Annotated in this window: 21 protein-coding genes; 18 read left to right on the top strand and 3 right to left on the bottom strand. The window is 62.4% G+C overall.

Annotation, left to right across the window (positions count from 1 at the left end; translation table 11 throughout):
* The first annotated feature begins 8 nt into the window (after positions 1–8).
* The 6 genes from mraY to murB are packed head-to-tail and all read left to right on the top strand — an operon-like array spanning position 9 to position 7198.
* Positions 9–1109: a phospho-N-acetylmuramoyl-pentapeptide-transferase gene (gene mraY / locus HJB84_RS09440; protein ID WP_207581131.1), complete on the top strand. Its 1101-nt coding sequence runs from the start codon at positions 9–11 to the stop codon at positions 1107–1109.
* Positions 1110–1116: 7 nt separating this feature from the next.
* The gene (gene murD / locus HJB84_RS09435) at positions 1117–2529 is read left to right on the top strand and encodes a UDP-N-acetylmuramoyl-L-alanine--D-glutamate ligase (RefSeq protein WP_221115798.1); all 1413 of its coding nucleotides are present in this window, start codon (positions 1117–1119) and stop codon (positions 2527–2529) included.
* Between the two features lies 1 nt (position 2530).
* A complete protein-coding gene (gene ftsW / locus HJB84_RS09430) occupies positions 2531–3685 on the top strand; it encodes a putative lipid II flippase FtsW (RefSeq protein WP_164011711.1) in 1155 nt (384 codons plus the stop codon).
* Between the two features lie 5 nt (positions 3686–3690).
* Positions 3691–4815 carry an undecaprenyldiphospho-muramoylpentapeptide beta-N-acetylglucosaminyltransferase gene (gene murG, locus HJB84_RS09425; RefSeq protein ID WP_221115797.1) on the top strand — a complete coding sequence of 375 codons (1125 nt, stop codon included), beginning with the start codon at positions 3691–3693 and terminating at the stop codon, positions 4813–4815.
* Positions 4812–6227, top strand: coding sequence for a UDP-N-acetylmuramate--L-alanine ligase (gene murC, locus HJB84_RS09420; RefSeq protein ID WP_207581128.1), 1416 nt, complete (start codon positions 4812–4814; stop codon positions 6225–6227). Before murG ends, murC begins: the two co-directional genes overlap by 4 nt.
* Positions 6224–7198 (top strand): UDP-N-acetylmuramate dehydrogenase, encoded by a 975-nt coding sequence (gene murB / locus HJB84_RS09415; protein ID WP_221115796.1) that lies wholly within the window; start codon positions 6224–6226, stop codon positions 7196–7198. The genes murC and murB overlap by 4 nt, the downstream gene beginning before the upstream one ends.
* Positions 7199–7201: 3 nt before the next feature.
* On the opposite strand, the gene HJB84_RS09410 is transcribed toward murB, so the two are convergent.
* A complete protein-coding gene (locus HJB84_RS09410; RefSeq protein WP_221115795.1) occupies positions 7202–8131 on the bottom strand; it encodes an SDR family oxidoreductase in 930 nt (309 codons plus the stop codon).
* 113 nt (positions 8132–8244) lie between these two features.
* Complete coding sequence (locus tag HJB84_RS09405) at positions 8245–9555, bottom strand: MFS transporter (RefSeq protein WP_221115794.1); 1311 nt, start codon at positions 9553–9555, stop codon at positions 8245–8247.
* Between the two features lie 218 nt (positions 9556–9773).
* Between HJB84_RS09405 and aqpZ the strand changes: the two genes are divergently transcribed.
* From aqpZ to ligA, 10 genes are all read left to right on the top strand, one after another.
* Positions 9774–10460, top strand: a complete 687-nt coding sequence (gene aqpZ / locus HJB84_RS09400; RefSeq protein ID WP_207581124.1) for an aquaporin Z — start codon at positions 9774–9776, stop codon at positions 10458–10460.
* Between the two features lie 295 nt (positions 10461–10755).
* Positions 10756–11682, top strand: a complete 927-nt coding sequence (locus HJB84_RS09395; protein WP_207581123.1) for a D-alanine--D-alanine ligase — start codon at positions 10756–10758, stop codon at positions 11680–11682.
* Positions 11670–12602, top strand: a complete 933-nt coding sequence (locus HJB84_RS09390; RefSeq protein ID WP_207581122.1) for a cell division protein FtsQ/DivIB — start codon at positions 11670–11672, stop codon at positions 12600–12602. The genes HJB84_RS09395 and HJB84_RS09390 overlap by 13 nt, the downstream gene beginning before the upstream one ends.
* Positions 12599–13930: a cell division protein FtsA gene (gene ftsA, locus HJB84_RS09385; protein WP_007630115.1), complete on the top strand. Its 1332-nt coding sequence runs from the start codon at positions 12599–12601 to the stop codon at positions 13928–13930. The genes HJB84_RS09390 and ftsA overlap by 4 nt, the downstream gene beginning before the upstream one ends.
* 56 nt (positions 13931–13986) lie before the next feature.
* A complete protein-coding gene (gene ftsZ / locus HJB84_RS09380) occupies positions 13987–15705 on the top strand; it encodes a cell division protein FtsZ (protein ID WP_207581121.1) in 1719 nt (572 codons plus the stop codon).
* Positions 15706–15966: 261 nt separating this feature from the next.
* On the top strand, positions 15967–16923 hold the full coding sequence (lpxC, locus tag HJB84_RS09375; protein WP_221115793.1) for a UDP-3-O-acyl-N-acetylglucosamine deacetylase: 957 nt from the start codon (positions 15967–15969) through the stop codon (positions 16921–16923).
* Between the two features lie 245 nt (positions 16924–17168).
* Positions 17169–18038 (top strand): outer membrane protein assembly factor BamD, encoded by an 870-nt coding sequence (locus tag HJB84_RS09370; protein ID WP_207581119.1) that lies wholly within the window; start codon positions 17169–17171, stop codon positions 18036–18038.
* Between the two features lie 5 nt (positions 18039–18043).
* A complete protein-coding gene (recN, locus tag HJB84_RS09365) occupies positions 18044–19717 on the top strand; it encodes a DNA repair protein RecN (protein WP_207581118.1) in 1674 nt (557 codons plus the stop codon).
* A gap of 74 nt (positions 19718–19791) precedes the next feature.
* Positions 19792–20319: a DUF6886 family protein gene (locus HJB84_RS09360; RefSeq protein ID WP_207581117.1), complete on the top strand. Its 528-nt coding sequence runs from the start codon at positions 19792–19794 to the stop codon at positions 20317–20319.
* A gap of 170 nt (positions 20320–20489) precedes the next feature.
* Complete coding sequence (ligA, locus tag HJB84_RS09355; RefSeq protein WP_221115792.1) at positions 20490–22646, top strand: NAD-dependent DNA ligase LigA; 2157 nt, start codon at positions 20490–20492, stop codon at positions 22644–22646.
* Between the two features lie 29 nt (positions 22647–22675).
* On the opposite strand, the gene HJB84_RS09350 is transcribed toward ligA, so the two are convergent.
* Positions 22676–23212: a GNAT family N-acetyltransferase gene (locus HJB84_RS09350; RefSeq protein ID WP_207581115.1), complete on the bottom strand. Its 537-nt coding sequence runs from the start codon at positions 23210–23212 to the stop codon at positions 22676–22678.
* Between the two features lie 283 nt (positions 23213–23495).
* Here HJB84_RS09350 and HJB84_RS09345 point away from each other — a divergent pair, with 283 nt between their 5' ends.
* Both HJB84_RS09345 and HJB84_RS09340 read left to right on the top strand, forming a co-directional pair.
* On the top strand, positions 23496–24086 hold the full coding sequence (locus HJB84_RS09345) for a 3'-5' exonuclease (protein WP_207581114.1): 591 nt from the start codon (positions 23496–23498) through the stop codon (positions 24084–24086).
* 176 nt (positions 24087–24262) lie between these two features.
* Entirely contained in the window at positions 24263–24757 is a 495-nt protein-coding gene (locus tag HJB84_RS09340) for a CreA family protein (RefSeq protein ID WP_207581113.1), read from the top strand.
* Positions 24758–24895 lie beyond the last annotated feature (138 nt).

Genomic DNA, 24895 nt, shown 5'->3' with positions numbered 1-24895 from the left:
GGCCCTGAATGCTGATCTGGCTTGTCGAACTGTCGGAATATTTCAAATTTCTGAACTTGTTCAGATATATTACCTTCCGCACAGGGGCCGCTCTGTTCACCTCGGCGCTGATCGTCTTCCTGTTCGGGCCGACAATCATCAATTCGCTGCGCATCCGCCAAGGCAAGGGCCAGCCGATCCGTGCCGACGGGCCGCAGACGCATTTCAAGAAGGCCGGCACCCCGACCATGGGCGGGCTGATGATCCTTGCCGGCATCGTCGGCGCGTCGCTGCTGTGGGCCGATCTTTCCAACGTTTATGTCGTCGCCACTTTGCTGGTGACGCTCGGCTTCGGCGCGATTGGCTTCTACGACGATTATCTCAAGGTCACGAAGCAGAGCCACATGGGCTTTTCCGGCAAGGCCCGTCTCGGCATCGAATTTGTCATCGCCGGCATTGCCGTCTATTTCATGATGCGCACCGCCCTTGCCTCGGGCATTGCCGGTTCGACCTTCGGTTCTTCGATCGCCTTTCCTTTCTTCAAGGACTTCATGATCAATATCGGCATCATGTTCGTCGTCTTCGGCGGCTTTGTCATCGTCGGCGCCGGCAATGCCGTCAACCTGACTGACGGCCTCGACGGGCTTGCCATCGTGCCTGTGATGATCGCTGCCGCCTCCTTCGGCGTCATTGCCTATCTCGCCGGCAACGTGGTGTTTGCGAACTACCTGCAGATCAATTTCGTGCCCGGCACCGGCGAGCTCGCCGTCGTCCTCGGCGCGGTCATCGGCGCCGGTCTCGGCTTTCTCTGGTTCAATGCGCCGCCGGCCGCCATCTTCATGGGCGACACCGGTTCGCTCGCACTCGGCGGCACGATCGGCACCGTTGCCGTCGCCACCAAACACGAGATCGTCATGGCGATCATCGGCGGCCTCTTCGTCATCGAGACGCTCTCGGTGATCATCCAGGTCGGCTTCTTCAAGATGACCGGCCGGCGCGTGTTCCTGATGGCGCCGATCCATCATCACTTCGAGAAGAAGGGCTGGACCGAGAGTCAGGTAGTGATCCGCTTCTGGATCATCGCCGTCGGCCTTGCCATGCTTGGCCTCTCGACGCTGAAACTGCGGTGAGCCGACGATGATCCCGGTCACGACGCTCAAGGACAGGAAGGTCGCGCTCTTCGGGCTCGGCGGCTCCGGCTTTGCCACTGCGCGGGCGCTGGTCTCAGGCGGCGCCGAGGTAACCGCCTGGGACGACAATCCCGACAGCGTCGCCAAGGCTGCAGCCGAAGGCATCCGGACGGAGGACCTGCACACTATCGACTGGAGCCAGCAGGCTCTGTTCGTACTGTCGCCCGGCGTGCCGCTCACCCATCCAAAGCCGCACTGGACCGTCGATCTTGCGCGCGCCGCCGGCGTCGATATCGTCGGCGACGTCGAGCTCTTCGTGCGCGAGCGCCGCGCCCATGCGCCTGATTGCCCGTTCATTGCCATCACAGGCACCAACGGCAAGTCGACGACGACAGCATTGATCGCCCATATCCTGAAATCATCAGGCTACGATACGCAGCTCGGCGGCAATATCGGCACGGCGGTCTTGACGCTCGATCCGCCGAAGGCCGAGCGCTATTACGTCGTCGAATGCTCCTCCTATCAGATTGATCTGGCGCCGACGCTGAACCCGTCCGCCGGCATCCTGCTCAACCTGACGCCTGATCACCTCGACCGCCACGGCACGATGCAGCATTATGCCGATATCAAGGAACGGCTGGTTGCCGGCAGCGATGTCGCGATCGTCGGCGTCGACGACAGCCATTCGGCGCTGATTGCCGACCGCGTCGAGCGGGCGGATGTCAAGGTAGTCCGCATTTCGCGCCGCAGCGTAGTGGCATCAGGCATTTATGCCGAGGCAAGCAGGCTCATTCAGGCCGCCGGCGGCGCCATGCTGCCCTTCGCCGATCTCGACGGTATCCAGACGCTGCGCGGCACCCATAATGCGCAGAACGCCGCCGCAGCTGTGGCCGCCTGCCTTGCCGTCGGAATTTCCGCTGACGACATTCGCACCGGCCTTGCCTCGTTTCCCGGCCTCAAGCATCGCATGCAGCCTGTAGGGCAGCGCGGCCGCGTCGTTTTCGTCAATGATTCCAAAGCAACCAATGCGGATGCTGCAGCGCCGGCCCTTTCGAGCTATGATCGCATCTACTGGATCGCCGGCGGCCTGCCGAAGGCTGGCGGCATTACAACACTCGCTCCCTATTTCCCGCGCATCGCCAAGGCCTATCTGATCGGCGAGGCGGCGGCGGAATTCGCTGCGACGCTCGGCGAGGCTGCGCCCTACGAGATCTCCGGCACGCTGGAGCGTGCGGTTGCGCATGCGGCAGCCGATGCCGAGCGCGACGAGAGCAGCGCTTCGGCCGTGATGTTATCCCCGGCTTGCGCAAGCTTCGATCAGTATAAGAATTTCGAAGTCAGGGGCGATGCCTTCGTCGGCCACGTCGCAGCGCTTGACGGAATTGCGATGCTGATCGGTTCGGCAACAGGAGAGAAATGACATGGTAAGCCGCGCGGAACGTGGGCCTCTGGCCGATTGGTTCTGGACCATCGACCGCTTCTTCCTGGCGATGTTCATCTTCCTGATGGGCATCGGTTTCATGCTGTCGTTCGCGGCATCTCCGGCTGTCGCCGAGCGCATCGGGCTCGAGCCTTTCCACTTCGTCAAGCGCCATGCAGCCTTCATGATCCCTTCGATCTCCGTCATGCTCGGGCTGTCGTTCCTGACGCCACGCCAGGTGCGGCGAACGGCGATCCTGCTGCTGATCATCTCGATCGCCATGATGGTGCTGGTGCTGTTCGTCGGGCAGGAGGTCAAGGGCGGCAGGCGCTGGATCTGGATCGCCGGCCTTTCGATCCAGCCGTCGGAATTCATGAAGCCGGCCTTCGTCGTGGTTTGCGCCTGGTTGTTTGCCGAACATGCGCGCCAGCCGGAGATCCCCGGCAATCTTTTCGCCATCATCCTGTTTGCCATCGTCGCCGCTCTGCTCGTCGCGCAACCCGACCTCGGCCAGACCATTCTGACGACGGCCGTCTGGGGCGGGATGTTCTTCATGGCCGGCATGCCGTGGATATGGATCATGCTGCTTGGCATCGGCGGCGCCGGCGGCCTGCTCAGCGCCTATTACGTCTTCCCGCACGTTGCGCTGCGAATAGACAAGTTCATGACCGGCGAGGGCGACACGTTCCAGATCGACACCGCGCGCGAGGCGATCATCCGCGGCAGCTGGTTCGGCCAGGGGCCAGGCGAGGGTATCGTCAAACGGATCATCCCGGATGCGCATACCGATTTCATCTTCTCGGTCGCGGCCGAGGAATTCGGCATCGTCTTCTGCATAGCGCTGGTTGCGCTGTTTACCGTGCTGGTGCTGCGCGGCCTCTCTCATGCCTACCGCGAGCGCAACGACTTCAACCGTTTCGCCGTTGCCGGCCTGGTGCTGCAGATGGGCATCCAGTCGATCATCAATATCGGCGTCAATCTCGAGCTTCTGCCGGCAAAGGGCATGACGCTGCCGCTGATTTCCTACGGCGGCTCGTCCATGGTGGCGATCTGCGTCACCGCCGGCTTCATTCTGGCGCTGACGCGCCATAGACCGGAAAAACGCGCGCAGGACCGGAGCCTTTTCCGCGTCCCGCACGGCATGCCGGCGGAGTAAAAGCCATGAGCAAAGGCATCGTGCTGCTTGCCGCCGGGGGAACCGGTGGTCATGTGTTCCCGGCGGAGGCGCTGGCCTTCAAGCTGAAGGAGCGCGGCTACGCGGTGCATCTCGTCACCGACAGCCGGGCCGAGCGTTATGCCGGCAAGTTTCCGGCCGAGGAGATCCATGTCGTGCCGTCGGCGACGATCGGCTCGAAGAACCCGATCGTCGTCGCCCGCTCACTGTGGACGCTCTGGAGCGGTATGCGGGCGGCAAAGAAGCTGATCCAGCGGCTGAAGCCGGTTATCGTCGTCGGTTTCGGCGGTTATCCGACAGTGCCGCCGCTGCTCGCCGCCACCCGGCTCGGTGTGCCGTCGATGATCCACGAGCAGAACGCCGTGATGGGCCGGGCCAACAAGGCCTTAGCGACCCGCGTGCAGGGTATCGCCGGCGGTTTCCTGCCGGAGGGCGGCGGCGCCTTCCCGGACAAGACGGTGACGACCGGCAATCCGGTCCGCCCGGCGATCATCGCAGCCGCCGAGTTGCCTTACACGCCCTCGTATCCCGGCGAAGCCTTCAACCTCGTCGTTTTCGGCGGCAGCCAGGGCGCCCAATATTTCTCCAAGGCGCTGCCGACGGCGATCAGCCTGCTCGACGACACGCTTCGCGTGCGCCTGCGCATCACCCAGCAGGTGCGCCCTGAGGATATGGAAATGGTCGGCGGCTGCGTCGCCAAGCTGGAGATGGGCGCCGATATCGCCCCCTTCTTCACCGACATGGCCGAGCGGCTGGCAAGGGCGCATCTCGTCATCTGCCGTTCGGGCGCTTCGACGGTTTCGGAAATCTCCGTCATCGGCCGGCCGGCCGTGCTGGTGCCTTACCCGCACGCTCTCGATCACGACCAGGCGGCGAACGCGGCAGCATTGGCTGCGACCGGCGGGGCCAAGGTAATTGCTCAGTCGGAGCTTTCGCCGGAGAAGATCGCGGCGATCCTGACGGCTGTGATGAACGATCCGGAAAAGCTTTCGCACATGGCAGCGGCGGCGAAGCTGGCCGGGAAACCCGATGCCGCGAACTTGCTTGCCGACATGGTTGAGGCTATTGCCGCCGGACGGACAATTGCGGAATTCAAGAGGACACGCGCATGAAACTGCCGAAGGCGATCGGTCTCGTTCATTTCATCGGCATCGGCGGCATCGGCATGAGCGGCATTGCCGAGGTGCTGCACAATCTCGGCCACAAGGTGCAGGGATCTGACCAGGCCGACAGCGCCAATGTCCAGCGACTGCGCGACAAGGGCATCGAGGTGTTCGTCGGCCACCGGGCCGAAAACCTGGGCGAGGCCGAAGTCGTCGTCGTTTCGACGGCGATCAAGAAGAGCAATCCGGAACTCATCGCCGCGCGCGAAAAGCTGCTGCCGGTGGTGCGCCGCGCCGAAATGCTTGCCGAGTTGATGCGCTTCCGCAATGCGATTGCCATCGGCGGCACGCATGGCAAGACGACGACCACTTCGCTGGTCGCGACGCTGCTCGAAGCCGGCGGGCTCGACCCGACCGTGATCAACGGCGGCATCATCAACGCCTACGGCACCAATGCCCGCATGGGCGAGGGCGAGTGGATGGTGGTCGAGGCCGACGAATCGGACGGCACCTTCCTGAAGCTTCCCGCCGATGTCGCCGTCATCACCAATATCGATCCGGAACATCTCGACCACTACGGCAATTTCGATGCCGTGCGCGCCGCCTTCCGGCAGTTTGTCGAGAACGTGCCGTTCTACGGCTTCGGCGTCATGTGCCTCGACCATCCCGAGGTGCAGTCGCTGGTCGGCCGCATCGAGGATCGCAAGATCATCACCTATGGCGAGAACCCGCAGGCCGACGTGCGCTTCACGAATGTGCGCATCGACGGCACGCGCTCGATCTTCGACGTCGAAATCCGCCGCCGCCGCACCGGCCAGGTAATCGAGCTCAAGGGGCTGGTCATGCCGATGCCCGGGCGGCATAATATTTCCAACGCGACGGCGGCGATCGCTGTTGCCAACCGGCTCGGCATATCGAGCGCCGATATCGCCAAGGGGCTTGCCTCCTTCGGCGGCGTCAAGCGCCGTTTCACGCTGACCGGCGAATGGAACGGGGTGCAGGTCTTCGACGACTACGGCCACCATCCCGTCGAGATCAAGGCGGTGCTGCGCGCTGCCCGCGAATCCTGCAAGGGGCGGGTGATCGCGGTCCACCAGCCGCACCGCTATAGCCGCCTTGCGAGCCTATTCGAGGAATTCGCCGCCTGCTTCAACGACGCCGACAGCATTTTCCTCGCGCCGGTCTATGCGGCGGGCGAAGATCCGATCGCGGGTATCGATTCCGTGTCGCTGGTCTCGCGGATAAAATCCGGCGGCCATCGCGACGCCCGCTTTCTCACCTCGGCGGAGCTTCTGCCGCAGATGGTTGCGGAGGTTGCAAAGCCTGGCGATTTCGTGGTTCTGTTGGGGGCTGGCAGCATCACATCCTGGGCGGCGGCGCTGCCCACGCAACTGGAAGGCCTATCGGGAAAGTCCGTATGAAACAGGTGAATGGGGAAAAGCTTCTCGCGTCTCTCGGAGACGGTGTAAAGGATATCCGCGGGCGCATCACGCCGGATGCCCCCATGGACCGCGTCACCTGGTTCAGGGCAGGCGGCCTCGCCGAGCTGATGTTCCAGCCGCATGACATCGACGATCTCGTCGCCTTCCTGAAGATACTGCCGGAAGAGGTGCCGCTGACGGTGATCGGCGTCGGCTCCAACATCCTGGTGCGTGACGGCGGCATTCCCGGCGTCGTGCTGCGCCTGTCCGCCAAGGGGTTCGGCTTTGTCGCGCTTGCCGGCGAAAACCGCATTCTTGCCGGCACCATCTGCCCCGATAAACATGTGGCCGCGATGGCGATGGATAACGGCATTGGCGGCTTTCATTTCTTCTACGGTATTCCAGGCAGCATCGGCGGCGCGGCGCGTATGAATGCCGGGGCAAACGGCGTGGAGACACGCGAGCGGCTGATCGAGGTCAACGCCGTCGACCGCAACGGCAATAAGCATGTGCTTTCCAATGCCGAAATGGGCTATTCCTACCGGTATTCCGCAGCACCCGCCGAGCTGATCTTCACCTCGGTGCTATTCGAAGGCTATCCGGAAGAGCGCGCGCAGATCCGCGCCGAGATGGACGCCGTACGCAATCACCGCGAGACGGTGCAGCCGGTGCGCGAAAAGACTGGCGGCTCGACCTTCAAGAACCCGAAGGGCCATTCGGCCTGGAAATTGGTCGACGAGGCCGGCTGCCGCGGCCTCGTCATCGGCGGAGCCCAGATGTCGTCGCTTCACTGCAACTTCATGATCAACATGGGGCAGGCGACTGGCTACGATCTCGAATATCTCGGCGAACAAGTGCGCCGCGAAGTCTTCGAGAAAGAGGGCATCAAGCTCGAATGGGAAATCAAGCGCCTCGGTGTCTTCATGCCCGGCCGCGAAGTGCGCCCGTTCCATGGCGTCACCAGCGAATAATTCTTACTTCACAGCGATCTTCAGACCTTCGCGTGGCGTGACGATGGGTGACCAGCCGAGCACGTCGCGGGCGTGGGATATGTCGACCTGCAGCGAACCGCAAAGACGCTGGTAGACGGCGTCTTTTCCGGTCAATCGCGCGCCCAGCTGCAACAGAGCGGGGGGGAAGGGAAGCAGCATTGGTTTGACACCCAACCCTGCGGCAATTCCCTCGATGAGCCCGGGCGTTGAGAGATCTTCTCCGTCGCCTGCGAGAAACGTCTGGCCGGCAGCGCCCTGATGCGTCATGCCCGTGATAATCAGATCGACGAGGTTCGGAAGCGCAACCAGCGTCCGGTGGTTTTTCAGTGACGCGAAGGGGAGCGGTATCTTCTTCCTGACAAGTCCGACGAGCAGCGCGAAGTTGCCCCTGGCGCCCGGCCCATAGACGAGCGGCGGTCGAATGACGACGACTTCGATGCCGGTTCGGGCGGAGATTTCATGCAGCCCGATTTCGCTTTCCAGCTTCGAAACACCATAGGGATCAAGCGGCATTGGCGTGTCGTCGTGGCGGAAGGGCCGATCGTTCTCTTCACCATTGACTTTGATGCTGCTGATGAAAACGAGCCTTTTTATCCTGGCGCGTGCAGCCTGTTCGGCGAGATTCAGAGTGGCGGCGGTGTTGATCCGGCGGAATTCCGTCAGTGGATCGGCTGCGCGGTCATTCATGATATGCACGCGGGCGGCGAGATGGACGACGACGTCAACACCGTGAAGAGCTGCCGTCCAGTCAGTTTCGCTGGATATCTCGATGGGGAAATGCCGCACACCTTCCGGAAAGCTGGCGGCTGAAGATCGCGTGGTTACCTGAAGCTCGCATAGCCGCTCTCTGTGCAGTCTTTCGACGAGAGGCCCACCGACAAAGCCGGCTGCGCCGGTAATGAGGCATCGCATGATCTGTTCCCCGTTTACCTTGAGTGCTCCGGTTAGCCGGAAGTGTCGACCGCATCAATAAAAAAGCCGCGACAGTGGCCGTCGCGGCTTCCGGTTCATTTGCTGTCCGAGGCTCAGACCTCTTCGCGGCCCGACAGCCGGATGCAGACCAGCGAGATCACAGCCGAGGCGGCGAGGTAGTAGCCGACATAGTCCAGGCTGTAGTGGGTGGCGAGCCGGGTGGCGATAAAAGGGGCGAGCGAGGCGCCAAAAATGCCGCCGAGGTTGAAGGTCATCGAGGCGCCGGTATAGCGGATCATGGTCGGGAAGGGGGCGGCAAGGGCCGCGCCGATCGGACCGTAGGTGAAGCCCATCAAAGCAAGGCCGATGATCGAGCAAAGGAAGGCGCCGGTCAGGCCGCTGGTCAACAGCGTCGCATAGAAGAAGCCGAAGATCGCAATGGCAATCGTCGTCAGCGTCAGGATGAGGCGGCGCGAATAGCGGTCGGAGAGCCAGCCGGAAAGCGGGATGGTCAGGCCGAAAAAGACGACGCCGACAAGCTGGACGACCAGGAACTGCTCGCGGGAATAACCGAGCCCGCCCTTTTCCAAAGGTGTCGTGCCCCAGGAGAGCGTGAACACCGTCATCAGGTAGAACAGCACGAAGGTGGCGACCGCGATGAAGGTGCCGAGGATCAGACTGCGCAGATGACCGCGGAAGACGACCGCGATCGGCACGGCGACGCGTTCGTGCTTTTCGACGGCTTTGCGGAATTCCGGCGTTTCGGCGATCTTCAGGCGGACATAGAGGCCGACGGCGACCAGGGCGAGGCTGGCGATAAAGGGGATGCGCCAGCCATAGTCGAGGAAGTCCTCGTTGCTCATCGTTTCCGCCAGGATGAGGAAGAAGCCGGAGGAAAGGATAAAGCCGATCGGGGCGCCGAGCTGCGGGAACATGGCGTACCAGCTGCGCTTGCCGGGAGGAGCGTTTTCGGTGGCGAGCAGGACGGCGCCGCCCCATTCGCCGCCGAGGCCGAGGCCCTGACCGAAGCGGCAAAGCGCCAGCAGCAAGGGTGCCGCGATGCCGATCGAATCATAGCCCGGCAGCAGGCCGATCAGAACGGTCGAAAGCCCCATCGTCATCAGCGCAGCAACCAGTGTCGCCTTGCGGCCGATGCGGTCGCCGAAATGGCCGAAAATTACAGCGCCGATGGGGCGGGCGAAAAAGGCGATCGAGAAGGTGACGAGCGACTGCAGCGTTGCGGCGTTCGAATCGCTTGCCGGGAAGAAGAGATGCGGGAAGACGAGGACGGCTGCCGTCGCGTAGACGTAGAAGTCGAAGAATTCGATCGTGGTGCCGACGAGGCTGGCGATGAGAACGCGTGCCGGGGAATTGACTTGCGCGCTCGAGGCAGGGGTCGGCGATGCGGAGATCGCGTCTGTCATTTTCTTTCCAATCAGTATTTCAATGAAACGGCTTGGGAGATCGGCGGGTCTTAACGCAATTTCAGCTCTGAGAAAACGTCTTCTCGCGTCGCACATATCGTATCTCGAACCCGCGGTTTCTTGCGTGGAGCTTGCCGCAGCATTTGCCGCCGGCTTGACTGGAATCGAATTGTGGCAGATTCACTATAAACTCTGTGGTTGAGGCTTAGGAGGGGCGCATGCAAAAGAGTCTTGTTGCCGAGTTTCTCGGCACATTCTGGCTTGTCTTCGGTGGATGCGGCAGCGCCGTCCTTGCGGCGGCCTATCCCGAGCTGGGTATCGGTTTTGTCGGCGTGGCCTTTGCGTTCGGCCTGACCGTGCTCACCATGGCCTATGCCGCGGGCGGCATTTCGGGTGGCCATTTCAACCCCGCCGTCTCGCTCGGCCTGACCGTTGCCGGACGGTTTCCCGCGGCGCGTCTCGTTCCCTATATCGTCGTCCAGGTGCTCGGCGCCATCGCCGCGGCCGCGCTTCTCTATCTCATCGCCAGCGGCAAGGCGGGTTTCGAACTCGGCGGCTTTGCCGCCAACGGATATGGCGATCATTCCCCGGGCGGTTATTCGCTGCTTTCGGCGCTGCTGATCGAAGTGCTGCTGACCATGTTCTTCCTCATCATCATCCTGGGGTCGACCAGCAGCCGGGTGCCGGCGGGCTTCGCGCCGCTTGCGATCGGCCTCGGACTGACGCTGATCCATCTCGTTTCTATTCCCGTGACAAACACCTCGGTCAACCCGGCGCGTTCCACCGGCCAGGCGCTTTTCGTCGGCGGTTGGGCACTGCAGCAGCTCTGGCTGTTCTGGATTGCACCGCTCGCGGGCGGGGCGCTCGGCGGGCTAGTGTGGAAGTTCCTCGACGACGCCGACTGACTATAGGATCCAGAGTTATCTCATTGAGCCCGCGTGGTTTTTCCGCGCGGGCTTTTCTGTTCTCGCGGATCGGTGGGCATGTTCGCTCCAACATTCCCGAGGCGTGGGGGGTGGAGAAATGAAGCGCGCACCACGGACAAATGCCGCGCTTGGGAAGGCGGAGTTAACGAAAGTAAACACTTCATTAACCATAATGATGCTCTAATGCATCCAGATCGGACAAAGGCCTGAAACGGCGCGGACAGCTTGGCGCAAGCGTCGATTTCGAAAACGGAAGTTATTTTTGGGGGTGTTGATGAGTCGCAAGCACGTTGCTGTCCTGATGGGCGGATTTTCCTCGGAAAGGCCTGTCAGCCTTTCCTCGGGAAAGGCTTGCGCAGAGGCCCTCGAAGCAGAAGGCTTCGACGTGACGCGCATCGACGTCGCCCGCGACGTTTCCGAGAAGCTCGCCGCGTTGAAGCCCGATGTGGTCTTCAACGCGCTGCATGGGCCGTTCGGCGAGGATGGTACCATCCAGGGCATCCTGGAATATCTCGAGATCCCCTATACGCATTCGGGCGTGCTTGCCTCGGCGCTGGCGATGGACAAGGACAAGGCGAAGCTTGTTGCTGCCGCCGCCGGCATTCCGGTCGCCGAATCACATGTGGTCAACCGTTTCGCCTTTCCCTCGACGCATCCGATGAAGCCGCCCTATGTGGTGAAGCCCGTCCGAGAGGGATCGAGCTTCGGCGTCGTCATCGTCACGGAAGATCAGGCGCATCCGCCGCAGATCGTCAGCTCGCCCGAGTGGCGCTACGGCGAGGAGGTGCTTGTCGAGCGCTATGTCCATGGCCGTGAGCTCACCTGTGGTGTCATGGGCGAGACGGTGCTCGGTGTCACGGAAGTGGTGCCGCAGGGACACAATTTCTATGATTACGATTCCAAGTATGCGGCGGGCGGTTCAAAACACGTCATCCCCGCGAAAATTTCACCGAATATTTACCAAAAAATACAAACATTGGCCTTAAGGGCGCATCAGGCAATCGGTTGTCGCGGCGTCAGTCGGTCCGACTTTCGTTACGACGATCGTTTGTCCGAAGACGGCGAAATCATCTGGCTGGAGGTCAATACCCAGCCTGGTATGACTCCAACCTCGCTCGTGCCCGAAATGGCCGGTCATGCCGGCTATTCCTTTGGTCGGTTTCTCCGGTGGATGGTGGAGGACGCGTCGTGTTTGCGTTGACAGTCAAGAGGATTGGGCGTCCGAGCCATCATGCCGTGCTTCCGATCATGGAAGCCGAAGAGCGGTTCGTCCTGCCGCGTCCGCTGCGCCGCGTTACCCGCTTCCTGGTCAGTCTCGGCAGCGGCCGCATCTACATTCCGGCCCATACGGGCACGGTTTCTGCACTCGCTCTCCTGGCTGCGACCGGGCTTTACGGCATGTCGCTCGGCGGCCACACCGAAGCTGTCGCGCAGGCGACGACGACGGCGGCGGGTTTTGCGATCGAGGATGTGAAGGTCTCCGGCAACTCGGAGACTTCCGAAATCGAGATTCTGCAGCTGATCGGTCTCGATGGCACGACCTCGCTGGTCGCCCTCGACGTCGATGCTGCCCGCCGCAAGATCGTGCAGCTTCCCTGGGTCGAAAGTGTCGAGGTTCGCAAGGTCTATCCGAAGACGATCGAGGTCAAGCTCAAGGAGCGTCAGGCCTATGCGATCTGGCAGCACGGACAGGAGCTTTCCCTGATCGAGAAGAACGGCAGCGTCATTGCGCCGCTGCGCGACAACAAATTTTCGTCGCTGCCGCTCGTCGTCGGCCGCGATGCGGAAACGGCTGCGGCTTCGCTCGACGACGCCTTCTCGAAGTGGCCCGACGTGAAGGCTCGCGTGAAGGCCTATGTCTGGATATCGGGCCGTCGCTGGGATCTGCACATGGATAATGGCGTCGTCGTCAAGCTGCCGGAAGTCGGTATCGATCAGGCGCTGGCGACGCTTTCGAAGTTCGACAAGGAGCACCAGCTCCTGGAGCGGGATATTGCTGCGGTCGATCTCAGGCTGTCCGACAGAACCGCGATCCAGCTGACGCCGGAGGCGGCGGTTCGCCGGCAGACGGCGGTGACGGAACGTACGAAAGAACTGAAGAAGGCGGGGCAGAATATATGAGCTTGTTCGGTTCATCCCATTTCGGATTGCCGCGCCTGAAGCCGCTTTCGTCGAAGCGGTCGCATGTCGTTTCGGTGCTCGACATCGGCTCGACCAAGGTGGTCTGCATGATCGGCCGGCTGACGCCCCGCGAGGAAAGCCAGATCCTGCCGGGCCGGACGCACAATATCGAAATCATCGGCATCGGTCACCAGCGTTCCCGCGGCATCAAGACCGGCGTGATTGCCGATCTCGACGCGTTGGAAGGCGTCATTCGTCTCGCCGTCGACGCGGCTGAACGCATGGCGGGGCTGACCGTCGAGAGCCTGATCGTCAATCTGACGGCTGGCCGTCTCGGCAGCGATATCTACACCGCGACGATCGATCTCGGCGGCCAGGAAGTTGAACTCAACGATCTGAAGAAGGTGCTGTCGGCAGCCTGCCAGCAGTCGTTGCGCCAGGACCGTTCGGTGCTGCATTCGCTGGCGACCGGGTTTTCGCTCGATGGCGAGCGCGGCATCCGCGATCCGCTGGCAATGTATGGCGATGCGCTCGGCGTCGACATGCATGTCGTGACGGCGGAGCGCTCGGCGCTGAAGAACCTTGAACTCAGCGTCAATCGCGCGCATCTATCGGTTGAGGGCATCGTTGCAACGCCCTATGCATCGGGCCTTGCGGCGCTCGTCGACGACGAGGTCGAGCTCGGCTGTGCGGCAATCGATATGGGCGGCGGCACGACGACGATCTCGGTCTTTGCCGAAGGCAAGCTCGTTCATACGGATGCCGTCGGCCTCGGCGGCCATCACGTCACCACCGACCTTGCGCGCGGCCTTTCGACCCGCATCGAGGATGCGGAGCGGCTGAAGGTCGTGCATGCCACGGCCCTTTCGAATTCTTCTGACGAGCGCGAGCTGATCTCGATCCCGCCGATCGGCGAGGACGATCGCGACCAGCCGTCGCAGGTGCCGAGGGCGCTGGTTTCGCGCATCGTTTCGGCCCGAATCGAAGAGACAATGGAACTGATCCGCGACCGCATCCAGCGCTCCGGCTTCAGCCCGATCGTCGGCAAGCGCGTCGTCTTGACCGGTGGGGCCAGCCAGTTGACCGGCCTTGCCGACGTGGCGCGGCGTATCCTTGCCCGCAACGTCCGCATCGGCCGTCCGATGGGCGTCTCGGGATTGCCGACGGCGGCCAAGGGGCCGGCCTTTTCGACGGCCGTCGGCCTGATGATCTATCCGCAGGTCGCGGACATGGAGACACATGCGTCACAGAGCGGTCTGCTCCTGTCGCTTGGAGGAAATAACAGCCGCATAGCCCGGATGGGCCAGTGGCTGAAGGAAAGCTTCTGAAAATTGAGTAATTGGCCGGCGTGGCGATGCGGCCAGAGAGAGAAGGAACAGGTACAATGACCATCAAGCTGCAAAAGCCTGACATCACAGAGCTGAAGCCGCGCATCACCGTATTCGGCGTTGGTGGCGGTGGCGGCAATGCCGTCAACAACATGATCACCGCCGGCCTCCAGGGCGTCGACTTCGTCGTTGCCAACACGGACGCGCAGGCGCTGACGATGACCAAGGCCGAGCGCATCATCCAGCTCGGCGTCAATGTCACCGAAGGTCTCGGTGCAGGTTCGCAGCCGGAAGTCGGCCGCGCGGCGGCCGAAGAGTGCATCGATGAGATCGTCGATCACCTGAACGGCACGCATATGTGCTTCGTCACCGCCGGCATGGGCGGCGGCACCGGCACGGGTGCAGCTCCCGTCGTCGCGCAGGCCGCCCGCAACAAGGGCATCCTGACGGTCGGCGTCGTCACCAAGCCGTTCCACTTCGAAGGCGGGCGCCGCATGCGTCTGGCCGAGATGGGCATCCAGGAACTGCAGAAGTCTGTCGATACGCTGATCGTCATTCCGAACCAGAACCTCTTCCGTATTGCCAATGATAAGACGACCTTCGCCGATGCCTTCGCGATGGCCGACCAGGTTCTCTATTCTGGCGTTGCCTGCATCACCGACCTGATGGTGAAGGAAGGTCTCATCAACCTCGACTTCGCCGACGTCCGCTCGGTGATGCGCGAAATGGGCCGCGCGATGATGGGTACCGGCGAAGCCTCCGGCTCCGGCCGCGCGCTGCAGGCCGCAGAGGCTGCAATCGCCAACCCGCTGCTCGACGAGACCTCGATGAAGGGTGCCCAGGGCCTGCTGATCTCCATCACCGGCGGTCGCGACCTCACCCTCTTCGAAGTCGACGAAGCCGCGACCCGCATCCGCGAGGAAGTCGATCCCGACGCCAACATCATCCTCGGCGCCACCTTCGACGAATCGCTTGAAGGCATCATCCGCGTCTCGGTCGTCGCGACCGGCATCGATCGGGCGATGAACGAGGCTGCCGAGCGCAACCTCCAGCCAGCCGCAAGGCCGGCTATCCGTCCCTCGGCGGCTGTTGCTCCGGCAGCGGCCGCAGTTCAGCCTGCCGCCGTGATGCAGGCACCGAAGGCCATGGATCCGATCGCGCAGACCATCCGCGCAGCGGAGATGGAACGCGAGCTCGAAATTCCGGCCCCGCGCGCCGCCGCACCGCTGCAACAGCCGGTGACACAGCAGGAAACCTTCCGTCCGCAGAGCAAGATCTTCGCGCCTGCGCCGGAAGCTCCGGCAATGCGTCCGGCACCGGCGCAGCAGCAAGCTCCGGCGCCAGTCATGAGCCAGCCGGTGATGAGCCAGCCCGTCCAGCAGCAGCCAGTTCGGCAGGAGCCGATCATCCGCCAAGCGCCCGAACCGATGCGCATGCCGAAGGTCGAGGATTTCCCGCCGGTCGTCCAGGCCGAACTTGACCACCGCACGCAGCCGGCTTCCGCACATGCGGCGGAAGAACGCGGTCCGATGGGGCTGCTGAAGCGAATCACCAATTCGCTTGGCCGCCGCGACGACGACGCCGTTGCTGCCGACATGACTGCCGCACCGGCAGCCGCTTCGCAGCAGCGCCGTCCGCTGTCGCCGGAGGCCAGCCTCTACGCACCGCGTCGCGGCAACCTCGACGACCAGGGCCGGACGGTTCCGCAGGCCCGGATGATGCAGGAAGACGACCAGCTGGAAATCCCGGCATTCCTGCGTCGCCAGTCGAACTGAAGGCGTGCTTCGGCACCATTTATGCCCGGGATCAAGGTCCCGGGCATTGCTGTTTTTCAGCCCACGATTCGCAAGCGATTTCAATTGCCTGACTTCGTAACAAAGCGAAAGAAACAGTGATTTGGATTGGAGCGCCGTGGCACGTAAGTATGGTGCAACGAATCTGCCCTAGGAGACTTTTCGTGTGGCTCCTTGTGCAGAAAGAACGGTGACCGCGCCGATCGGACAGACCGCCGGTGCGGAAGAATAAAGGCAGATTTTATGGCAATTGGCTTGCTGGGTTTTCAAACGACGGTATCGCGTCCCGTGTCGCTTTCGGGCATCGGGGTGCATTCGGGCGCTAATGTCTCGATCACGCTGAACCCGGCCGAATCGGACACCGGCGTCGTTTTCCAGCGCCTGCATGACAATGGCGACATCACCGAACTCAAGGCTGTCTCCTCGCAGGTCGGCAATACCGACCTCTGCACCGTGCTCGGCTTCTCGCCCGCCCATTCTGTCGCGACGATCGAACATGTCATGGCGGCGATCTATGCGCTCGGCCTCGACAATGTGGTGATCGAGGTGCAGGGCTCCGAAATGCCGATCATGGACGGCAGCTCGCTGCCTTTCGTCGAGGCGATCGAGCAGGTCGGTCTGGTCTCGCTCCGCGTCAAGCGCCGCTACATCCGTATCACCAAGCCGGTGCGAATCGAGCATGGCGGCTCCTGGAGCGAATTCCGCCCCTATGACGGTACGCGCTTCGAAGTCGAGATCGATTTCGACTGCCCGCTGATCGGCCGGCAGAAGTGGGCCGGCGACATGACCGCCGCCGTCTTCAAGGTCGAGCTTTCCCGCGCCCGCACCTTCGGCTTCATGCGCGATGTCGAGCGTCTCTGGGCCTCGGGCCACGCGCTCGGCTCCTCGCTCGAAAATTCCGTCGTCATCTCGGACGACAATACCGTCATCAACGTCGAAGGGCTGCGCTACGCCAAGGACGAATTCGTCCGCCACAAGACGCTCGATGCCGTCGGCGATCTGTCGCTTGCCGGCGTCCAGTTCATCGGCTGCTACCGTTCCTATCGCGGCGGTCACAAGATGAATGCCAATGCGCTGAAGGCGCTGCTCGCCGATTCCTCCGCCTACGAGGTGGTCGAGACGTCGACACCGCGCCAGCGCGTCGCTGCCCGCGAACTGATCGCGGTCAGTGCTTCGGAATTCGCTCCCTGGTCGGCATGACCTCCAGCACATTCTCAAGACCAGGCCGCCTCTTTCCCGGAGGCGGTTTTTTTATGTCCAGCTGGGTCAGGTGCTTAACTGCCACAGCTCGGGGAAGAAGATGAAAAGCCAGTCATTCCCCGGCCGCTGCCACAAAAATGCGTTAATGCCTTATCATTGCGTTGCTCTTGATGCACATTTGTGGCTAGAAACGCCAGAGAGGCGTGGCTGCCGTGGAGCGAGCGGCGGCAGTGGGGTTCTTTCGAATGGGTTATGCAGGATCTGAAGGTATGATGAAGACAGCGCGTGCTTTGTTCGCATCGCTTCTGGTGCTCAGCGCAGGCGCCTCGATATCCGGTTGCCAGTCGGATCCCGATATCGACATCACCAAGCTCGGCCTCGAAACCGATCCGCCGGATGTGCTCTACACCCAGGGCCTTGCCAACATGAAGGCTGGCAACATGGCGGAAGCGGCGCGCAAGTTCGACGCAATCGACCGCGAGAACCCGTTCTCCGAATGGGCGCGCAAGGCGCTTGTGATGAGCACCTTCGTCAAATACCGCCAGGGCCGCCTGGACGATGCGCTTGCATCAGGCAACCGCTACATGTCGCAATATCCGAAATCCCCGGATGCGGCCTATGTGCAGTATCTCATCGGCCTCACCTATTCCAAGCAGATCGTCGACGTGACGCAGGACCAGCGCGCCTCGGCAAAGACGATCGAAGCGATGCAGGCCGTCATCGACAATTATCCGAATTCCGAATATGTCGACGACGCGCAGGCGAAGATCCGCTTCTCGCGCGATCAGCTTGCCGGCAAGGAAATGCAGATCGGCCGCTACTACATGGAGCGGAAGGAATATCTCGCCGCGATCTCGCGCTTCCGCATCGTCGTCGAGAAATATCCGAACACGAACCAGATCGAAGAGGCCCTAGCGCGCCTCGTCGAAGCTTATTATTCCATGGGCATTGTCGACGAGGCGCAGACGGCGGCTGCCGTTCTCGGCCACAATTATCCCGACAGCCAGTGGTACGCCGATTCCTACAAGCTGCTGCAGAGTGGCGGTGCCGAGCCGCGTGAGAACAAGGGCTCGTGGATCGCTGCGGCAGGCAAAAAACTTCTTCTCGGTTCCTGAGGCCAATGCTGATCCAGCTTTCGATCCGCGATATCGTCCTGATCGAGCGGCTGGATCTTGCCTTCGAGACCGGCCTCTCCGTGCTGACGGGCGAGACCGGGGCGGGCAAATCCATCCTGCTCGACAGCCTGTCGCTGGCGCTCGGTGGGCGCGGCGACGGCGGCTTGGTGCGCCATGGCGAGGATAAGGGCCAGGTGACGGCGGTGTTCGACGTCGGCATGGACCACGGCGCCCGCACCCTTCTGCGTGAAAACGGCATTGACGACGAGGGCGACCTGATCTTCCGCCGCCAGCAATCGGCGGACGGACGCACAAAGGCCTATGTCAACGACCAGCCGGTCAGCGTGCAGCTGATGCGCCAGGCCGGCCAGATGCTGGTCGAAATCCACGGACAGCACGACGATCGCGCCCTTGTCGACACCAATGCCCACCGCACTCTGCTCGATGCCTTCGGCGGTCTTACCGATGAGGTTTCCGAGGTATCCCGGCTGTATCGTCTGTGGCGCGACAGCGAGCGGGCGCTGAAGAAGCACCGCGAGAAGGTGGAAGGTGCGGCGCGCGAAGCCGACTATCTGCGTTCCTCCGTCGAGGAACTCGAGAAGCTCTCGCCGCAGGATGGCGAGGAGGACGAACTCGCCGATCGCCGGCAGAAGATGATGAAGGCCGAGCGAATCGCCGGCGATATTGCCGAGGCGTCCGAGTTCCTGAACGGCAATGCCTCGCCAGTGCCCCATATCGCCTCGCTGGTGCGCCGGCTGGAGCGCAAGAGCCATGAGGCGCCGGGCCTGCTCGAAGACACCGTGACGCTGCTTGATGCCGCGCTCGACCAGCTTTCCAACGCGCAGATGGAAGTCGAAGCAGCGCTGCGCAAGACCGAATACGATCCGAGGGAACTGGAGCGGGTCGAGGAGCGGCTTTTCGCGCTCAGGGCCGCCTCGCGCAAATACTCCGTGCCGGTCACTGAGCTGCCGGCGCTTGCCGTCCGCATGATCGCCGATCTCGCCGATCTCGACGCGGGCGAGGAGCGGCTTGCCCGGCTCGAAGCCGAGGTTGGCCTGGCACGGGAAAATTACGATGCGGCGGCGCGCGCGCTCTCCGACAAACGCCATCACGCCGGCACCGCACTGGCTGCGGCTGTGATGACGGAACTGCCGGCGCTGAAGCTTGAACGCGCCCGTTTCATGGTCGAGATCACCACGGATGCGCAGGAGGCGCTCGCCGAGGGCATTGACGTCGTCGAGTTCCATGTCCAGACCAATCCAGGCACGCGGCCGGGCTCGATCATGAAGGTCGCCTCCGGCGGCGAGCTGTCGCGTTTCCTGCTGGCCCTGAAGGTGGCGCTCGCCGATCGCGGATCGGCCCCGACGCTCGTCTTCGACGAAATCGATACCGGCGTCGGCGGGGCGGTGGCCGATGCGATCGGCCAGCGGCTGAAGCGGCTGTCGGAGCGTGTGCAGGTGCTATCGGTGACGCATGCGCCGCAGGTCGCGGCGCGAGCGGCGACGCATCTGTTGATCTCCAAGGGGCCAGCCGCCGAGGGATCCGAAAAGATCGCCACACGGGTGGCGACGATGGCGCAGAAGGACCGCACCGAGGAGATCGCCCGCATGCTAGCTGGGGCTTCGGTGACCGAAGAGGCGAGAGCGGCGGCGAAGCGCCTGCTGGCGGGCAACGGCTGATCGCCAGAACCGGCCGCGATGGCATGCGTTCCGATTGATGCTGCGAATTACTCGATCATCGGTGATCCCTTGCCATGCGTCTTTTCCATTTCAGCGATGATCCCGATATCGCCGTCTTCGAACCGCGCCCGGTCCGCATCCCCTCCATTCGCCCGGCCGGCCGGGAATGGTTGAACGGTCCGCTCGTCTGGGCGATCGATGGCGATCATGACTTCATGTATCTCTTTCCACGTGATTGCCCGCGGATCCTGATATGGGCGAAACCCGAGACACCGGAGACGGAGCGGCGGCGCTGGCTCGGCGATTGGCGGGCTGCGGGCTTCGTCGAGCGCCATTGGCTGGAAAAGCTCGAAACAGAGACGATCCATCGCTATGAGATGCCGGCCGACGGGTTCGAGAATCTCGATGATGCGGGCATGTGGGTGTGCCGCCGGCGCGTCATTCCCATGGAGAGGACCGCCATGTCACGGCTAGATCGGGAGTTTGCTCCGCGCGGTGTGGACCTGCGGGTCGTCGACAGCCTGCGGCCGCTGAAGGGCCTCTGGAGCACTGGACTGCATGTCAGCGGCATCCGGCTGCGCAATGCGAGGGATTGGGAATAGGCGGGCAGGGTATTCCAATGCTATCCGTCTGTGCGATGCTCCGACGTGTCAATGCAGCCCAGAGCAGAGCGATCTTCCCGACGCGACAGATACTGCCTCTCTTTTCATCCGGAAATTTTGCTCTAAAACCAATCGAGATTTTTTGGCCAGATTCCCTGGAGTGATATTCCATGTCCACCGAAGGTTCCGCCGTCGACACGTTGACGATCGAAGAGGTTGCCGCCGAACTCGAACGGCTGGCAAAGGCGATCGCGCATCACGATGCGCTCTACCACGGCAAGGACCAGCCGGAGATCTCGGATGCCGATTACGACGCGCTGAAGCGCCGCAACGATGCGCTGGAAGTGCGGTTTCCCGAGCTGATCCGCGAGGACAGCCCGTCGCGGCGTGTGGGCGCTGCGCCTTCCGTCACGTTCTCGCCGGTCGTTCATGCGCGGCCGATGCTGTCGCTCGACAATACGTTCTCACAGGAGGACGTGCAAGATTTCGTCGCCGGCGTCTATCGCTTCCTCGGCCGTCTGCCGGACCAGTCGATCGCCTTTACCGCCGAGCCGAAGATCGACGGTCTGTCGATGTCGATCCGTTACGAGAACGGCAGTCTGGTGACGGCTGCGACGCGCGGCGACGGCACGACGGGGGAGAACGTCACCGCCAACATTCGCACCATCGCAGAAATCCCTAACAAGCTGCCGAAGGGCGTGCCCGCCGTCGTGGAGATCCGCGGCGAGGTTTATATGGCCAAGAGCGACTTTCTGGCGCTGAACCGGCAGATGGAGGCGGAGGGCAAGCAGACCTATGTCAATCCGCGCAATACGGCGGCCGGGTCGCTGCGCCAGCTCGACGCCAAGGTGACGGCAAGCCGCAAGCTGAAATTCTTCGCCTATGCCTGGGGCGAGATGTCGGAGATGTCGGCCGATACGCAGTTCGCCATGGTGCAGACCTTCAAGGATTGGGGATTTCCCGTGAACCCGCTGATGAAGCGGCTGAATTCCGTCGCCGACATCCTGGCGCATTATGACGAGATCGGCCTTGAGCGTCCGGATCTCGACTACGACATCGACGGCGTCGTCTACAAGGTCGACAGTCTCCAGCTGCAGGCCCGTCTCGGCTTCCGCTCGCGCAGCCCGCGTTGGGCGACGGCGCACAAATTTCCGGCCGAACAGGCCTTCACCGAGGTCGAGAAGATCGAGATCCAGGTCGGCCGCACCGGCGCACTGACGCCGGTGGCGCGGCTGAAACCGATCACCGTCGGCGGCGTCGTCGTTACCAATGCGACGCTGCACAACGAGGACTACATAAAGGGTCTCGGCAATAGTGGCGAGCGCATCCGGCCGGAGGACCACGATATCCGCGAAGGCGATACCGTCATCGTCCAGCGCGCCGGCGACGTCATTCCGCAGATCCTCGATGTGGTGATGGAAAAACGCGCCGCCGATGCCGCCGCATACGAGTTTCCGACGACCTGCCCGGTCTGCGGTTCGCATGCGGTGCGCGAAGTCAACGAGAAGACCGGTAAGATGGATTCGGTGCGCCGCTGCACCGGCGGCTTTATCTGCCGAGCGCAGGCGACCGAGCATCTGAAGCACTTCGTCTCGCGCAACGCCTTCGATATCGAGGGGCTCGGTTCGAAGCAGATCGACTTCTTCTTCGAAAACGAGGATCCGTCGCTGCAGATTCGCACGGCGCCTCAAATCTTCACGCTGGAGGAGCGGCAACTGCAATCGCTGACCAAGCTCGAAAATATCGACGGCTTCGGCAAGGTCAGCGTCGGCAAGCTTTATACGGCGATCAACGAGCGGCGCAGCATTGCGCTCCATCGCTTTATCTACGCGCTCGGCATCCGCCACGTCGGCGAAACCACAGCGAAGCTGCTGGCGCGCTCCTATGGCACCTACGAAGCCTTCGCGACCGCGATGAAGGAGGCGGCACCGCTTTCCGGCGACGCCTGGAACGATCTCAACGCTATCGACGGCATCGGCGAAGTTGTGGCGCGCGCCATGGTCGAGTTCTACAAGGAGCCACGCAATATTGAGGTCATCACCCGCCTGCTTGAGGAAGTGACGCCCGAGGAGGCCGAACAGCCGGTCACCTCAGGCAGTCCGGTCGCCGGCAAGACCGTGGTCTTTACCGGCTCGCTGGAAAAATTCACTCGCGACGAGGCGAAGGCGAGGGCGGAAAGCCTCGGCGCCAAAGTGGCGGGATCGGTCTCCAAGAAGACCGACATCGTCGTTGCCGGTCCCGGCGCCGGTTCCAAGCTCGACAAGGCGCGAGAGCTCGGCGTGCAGACGATGGACGAGGACGAGTGGCTGGCATTGATCAGTGGGTGAAGGGCTGACGGCAAGCCGCCAGCCCACGCTCATAGCCTGAGCCGCGCCATCGTATAGGCGTCGACATACTCCCCTGAGCGGAAGCCGAAGGCCCTCAGCAGACCTTCGCGCTCGAAGCCGAACTTTTCGTAGAGGCCGATGGCGGCGTCATTGTCGGTGTAGACGGTCAGTTCCAGCCGTTTGACATCGAGCCAGTCGTCGGCAGCGTCGACCATCGCGCCGAGCAGGATCTGTCCGAAACCGTGGCCGGTGAAATCGTCATGCACGCCCATGCCGAGGCTCGCAACGTGCTGCCTGCGGCCGGAGAGGCGATTGAGGCCGCAATTGCCGACGATCCTGCCATCCAGGGTAACGACGAGGTTCAGCGCGCCCGGCGTCGGGTTTTCCATATTTCTGCGAACCTCTTCGACCCTCTGGTACGGCGGCCGCAGGGTTCCGGCCCGATAGCCCGGCAGATTTATCAGATCGGTGATTTCCTCCGCATCGGAAAGGCACACGGCGCGCACGAGAACTCCGTCCGGCAGGCGCGCTCGGCGGCCAGGTTCACTCTCTTCGTTTTCAGACATTGGCTGCTCTCCGTTGGTTTCAGGAGGAGAGCCTGAGTTTCGGAAAACCCTGCTCGCCTCGGCAGGGTTTTCGGGATGATCGGATCGCTGTTAACGCGCCATCGCTCCCGCGTACCCTTCAAGGGTCGTGGTGTGATGAATAAGCGCTGCCATGGTCATGGAACCAATCATGGCGAGAAGTTTCGATATGCCGGTTGAAAAGTCAACCATGCGTCGTGTCGAATTTGCGCGGCCGGGAGCGGGACGGTATTTCTGTTCCCGAAGAAATGATTCGGGTGCTGATTTGAAGACCATCGCCATTGACTTCGAGACGGCGAACGAACAACGCGGCAGCGCCTGTTCTGTCGGCCTTGCCTGGATCGAGGAGGGCAGGGTCACGCGCGTCGAGGAGCGGCTGATCCGGCCGCGGGACATGCGCTTTTCCGGGATGAACATTGCGATCCACGGCATCCGGCCGGAACATGTCGAGGATGCACCGGAGTTTCCCGAGGTGATGGACGAATTCCACGAGGATATCAGCGGTGCGACAATGATCGCCCACAACGCCGCCTTTGACTTCAGCGTCTGGCGGGCGAGCCTCGATCTCTATCGGCAATCCTACCCGGAGCTTTCCTATCTCTGCAGCCTGAAGATGGCGCAGCGGATCTGGCCGCACTTCCTCTCACACCGGCTGAACCTGATCGCCGAGCATCTCGGCCTGCGGTTCGTTCACCACAATGCTGCCGAGGACGCCGTCGTCTGCGCTGCTGCAGCCATCGAGATGGCAAAAGCGGTCAAGGCCAACGCCGTTCACGCCATACCGGCGATGATCGGTATGAAGCCCGGCCGGCTGACGGCGCGGGCCTACGAGCCCTGTACCTGCCGGAAGGGCTGATCGTTTCCCGCCGTCGGCCTTTCTTGCAAAGCATCGGGACGCACTTATCTAGAACGCGGATCAGCGCATAACCCCTAAAATCGGAATCGATTTTCGGAAAGGATTATGCGCAGATTCAAAGCGATAGAGCGTCCTTAGCGCGTCCGGTCGGACGCGCGGCGCTCTAAGGAGCCGCCATGTCCAAGCCGCGCAATCTTCTCCTCGCCGCCTTTTCTTTCGCCGCCCTTTCCGCCGGCGCCGTCTCGGCCGAGGTCGTCGGCAAGGTCGGGGTCGACTGGATCGGCAACGACATCATCGTCGAGGCAGTCTCCGATCCTGAGGTCAAGGGCGTCACCTGCCACGTCACCTATTTCGACCGCAGCCTGATCGACCGGTTCAAGAACGGCAACTGGTTTGAAGATCCCTCCAACAATTCCATCGCCTGCCGGCAGACGGGGCCGATCGAGATCGGCAGTATCGACCTGTCCAAGGATGGCAGCGAAGTATTCCGGCAAGGCATGTCGCTGATCTGGAAGACGCTGGTCGTCAACCGCATCTACGACAAGACCAATGACACGCTCATCTATCTCGCCCATTCCAGGGAGCTGACGGACGGCTCGGCGAAGATGTCGATTTCGACGATTCCCTTGTATGGGCAGAATGTGACGTGGAAGAATGGGAAGCCGCAATAAGGCTGCGGGTTGGTGTGCAACGCGCGTTTCATCTTGAGTAGTGCATCCCTCGGAGCTCCCTCATGCCTGTGCTTGTCACAGGCATCCAGCGTGTCCAAGTCTTTGGGCGCGGGAGACCCTTCTTGACAAGCGAGTCAT

The sequence above is a fragment of the Rhizobium sp. NZLR1b genome (assembly GCF_019685155.1).
GTDB lineage: Bacteria > Pseudomonadota > Alphaproteobacteria > Rhizobiales > Rhizobiaceae > Rhizobium.
The sequence above is the reverse complement of the archived record's forward strand: the minus strand, read 5'-3'. Positions and strand labels throughout refer to the sequence as shown.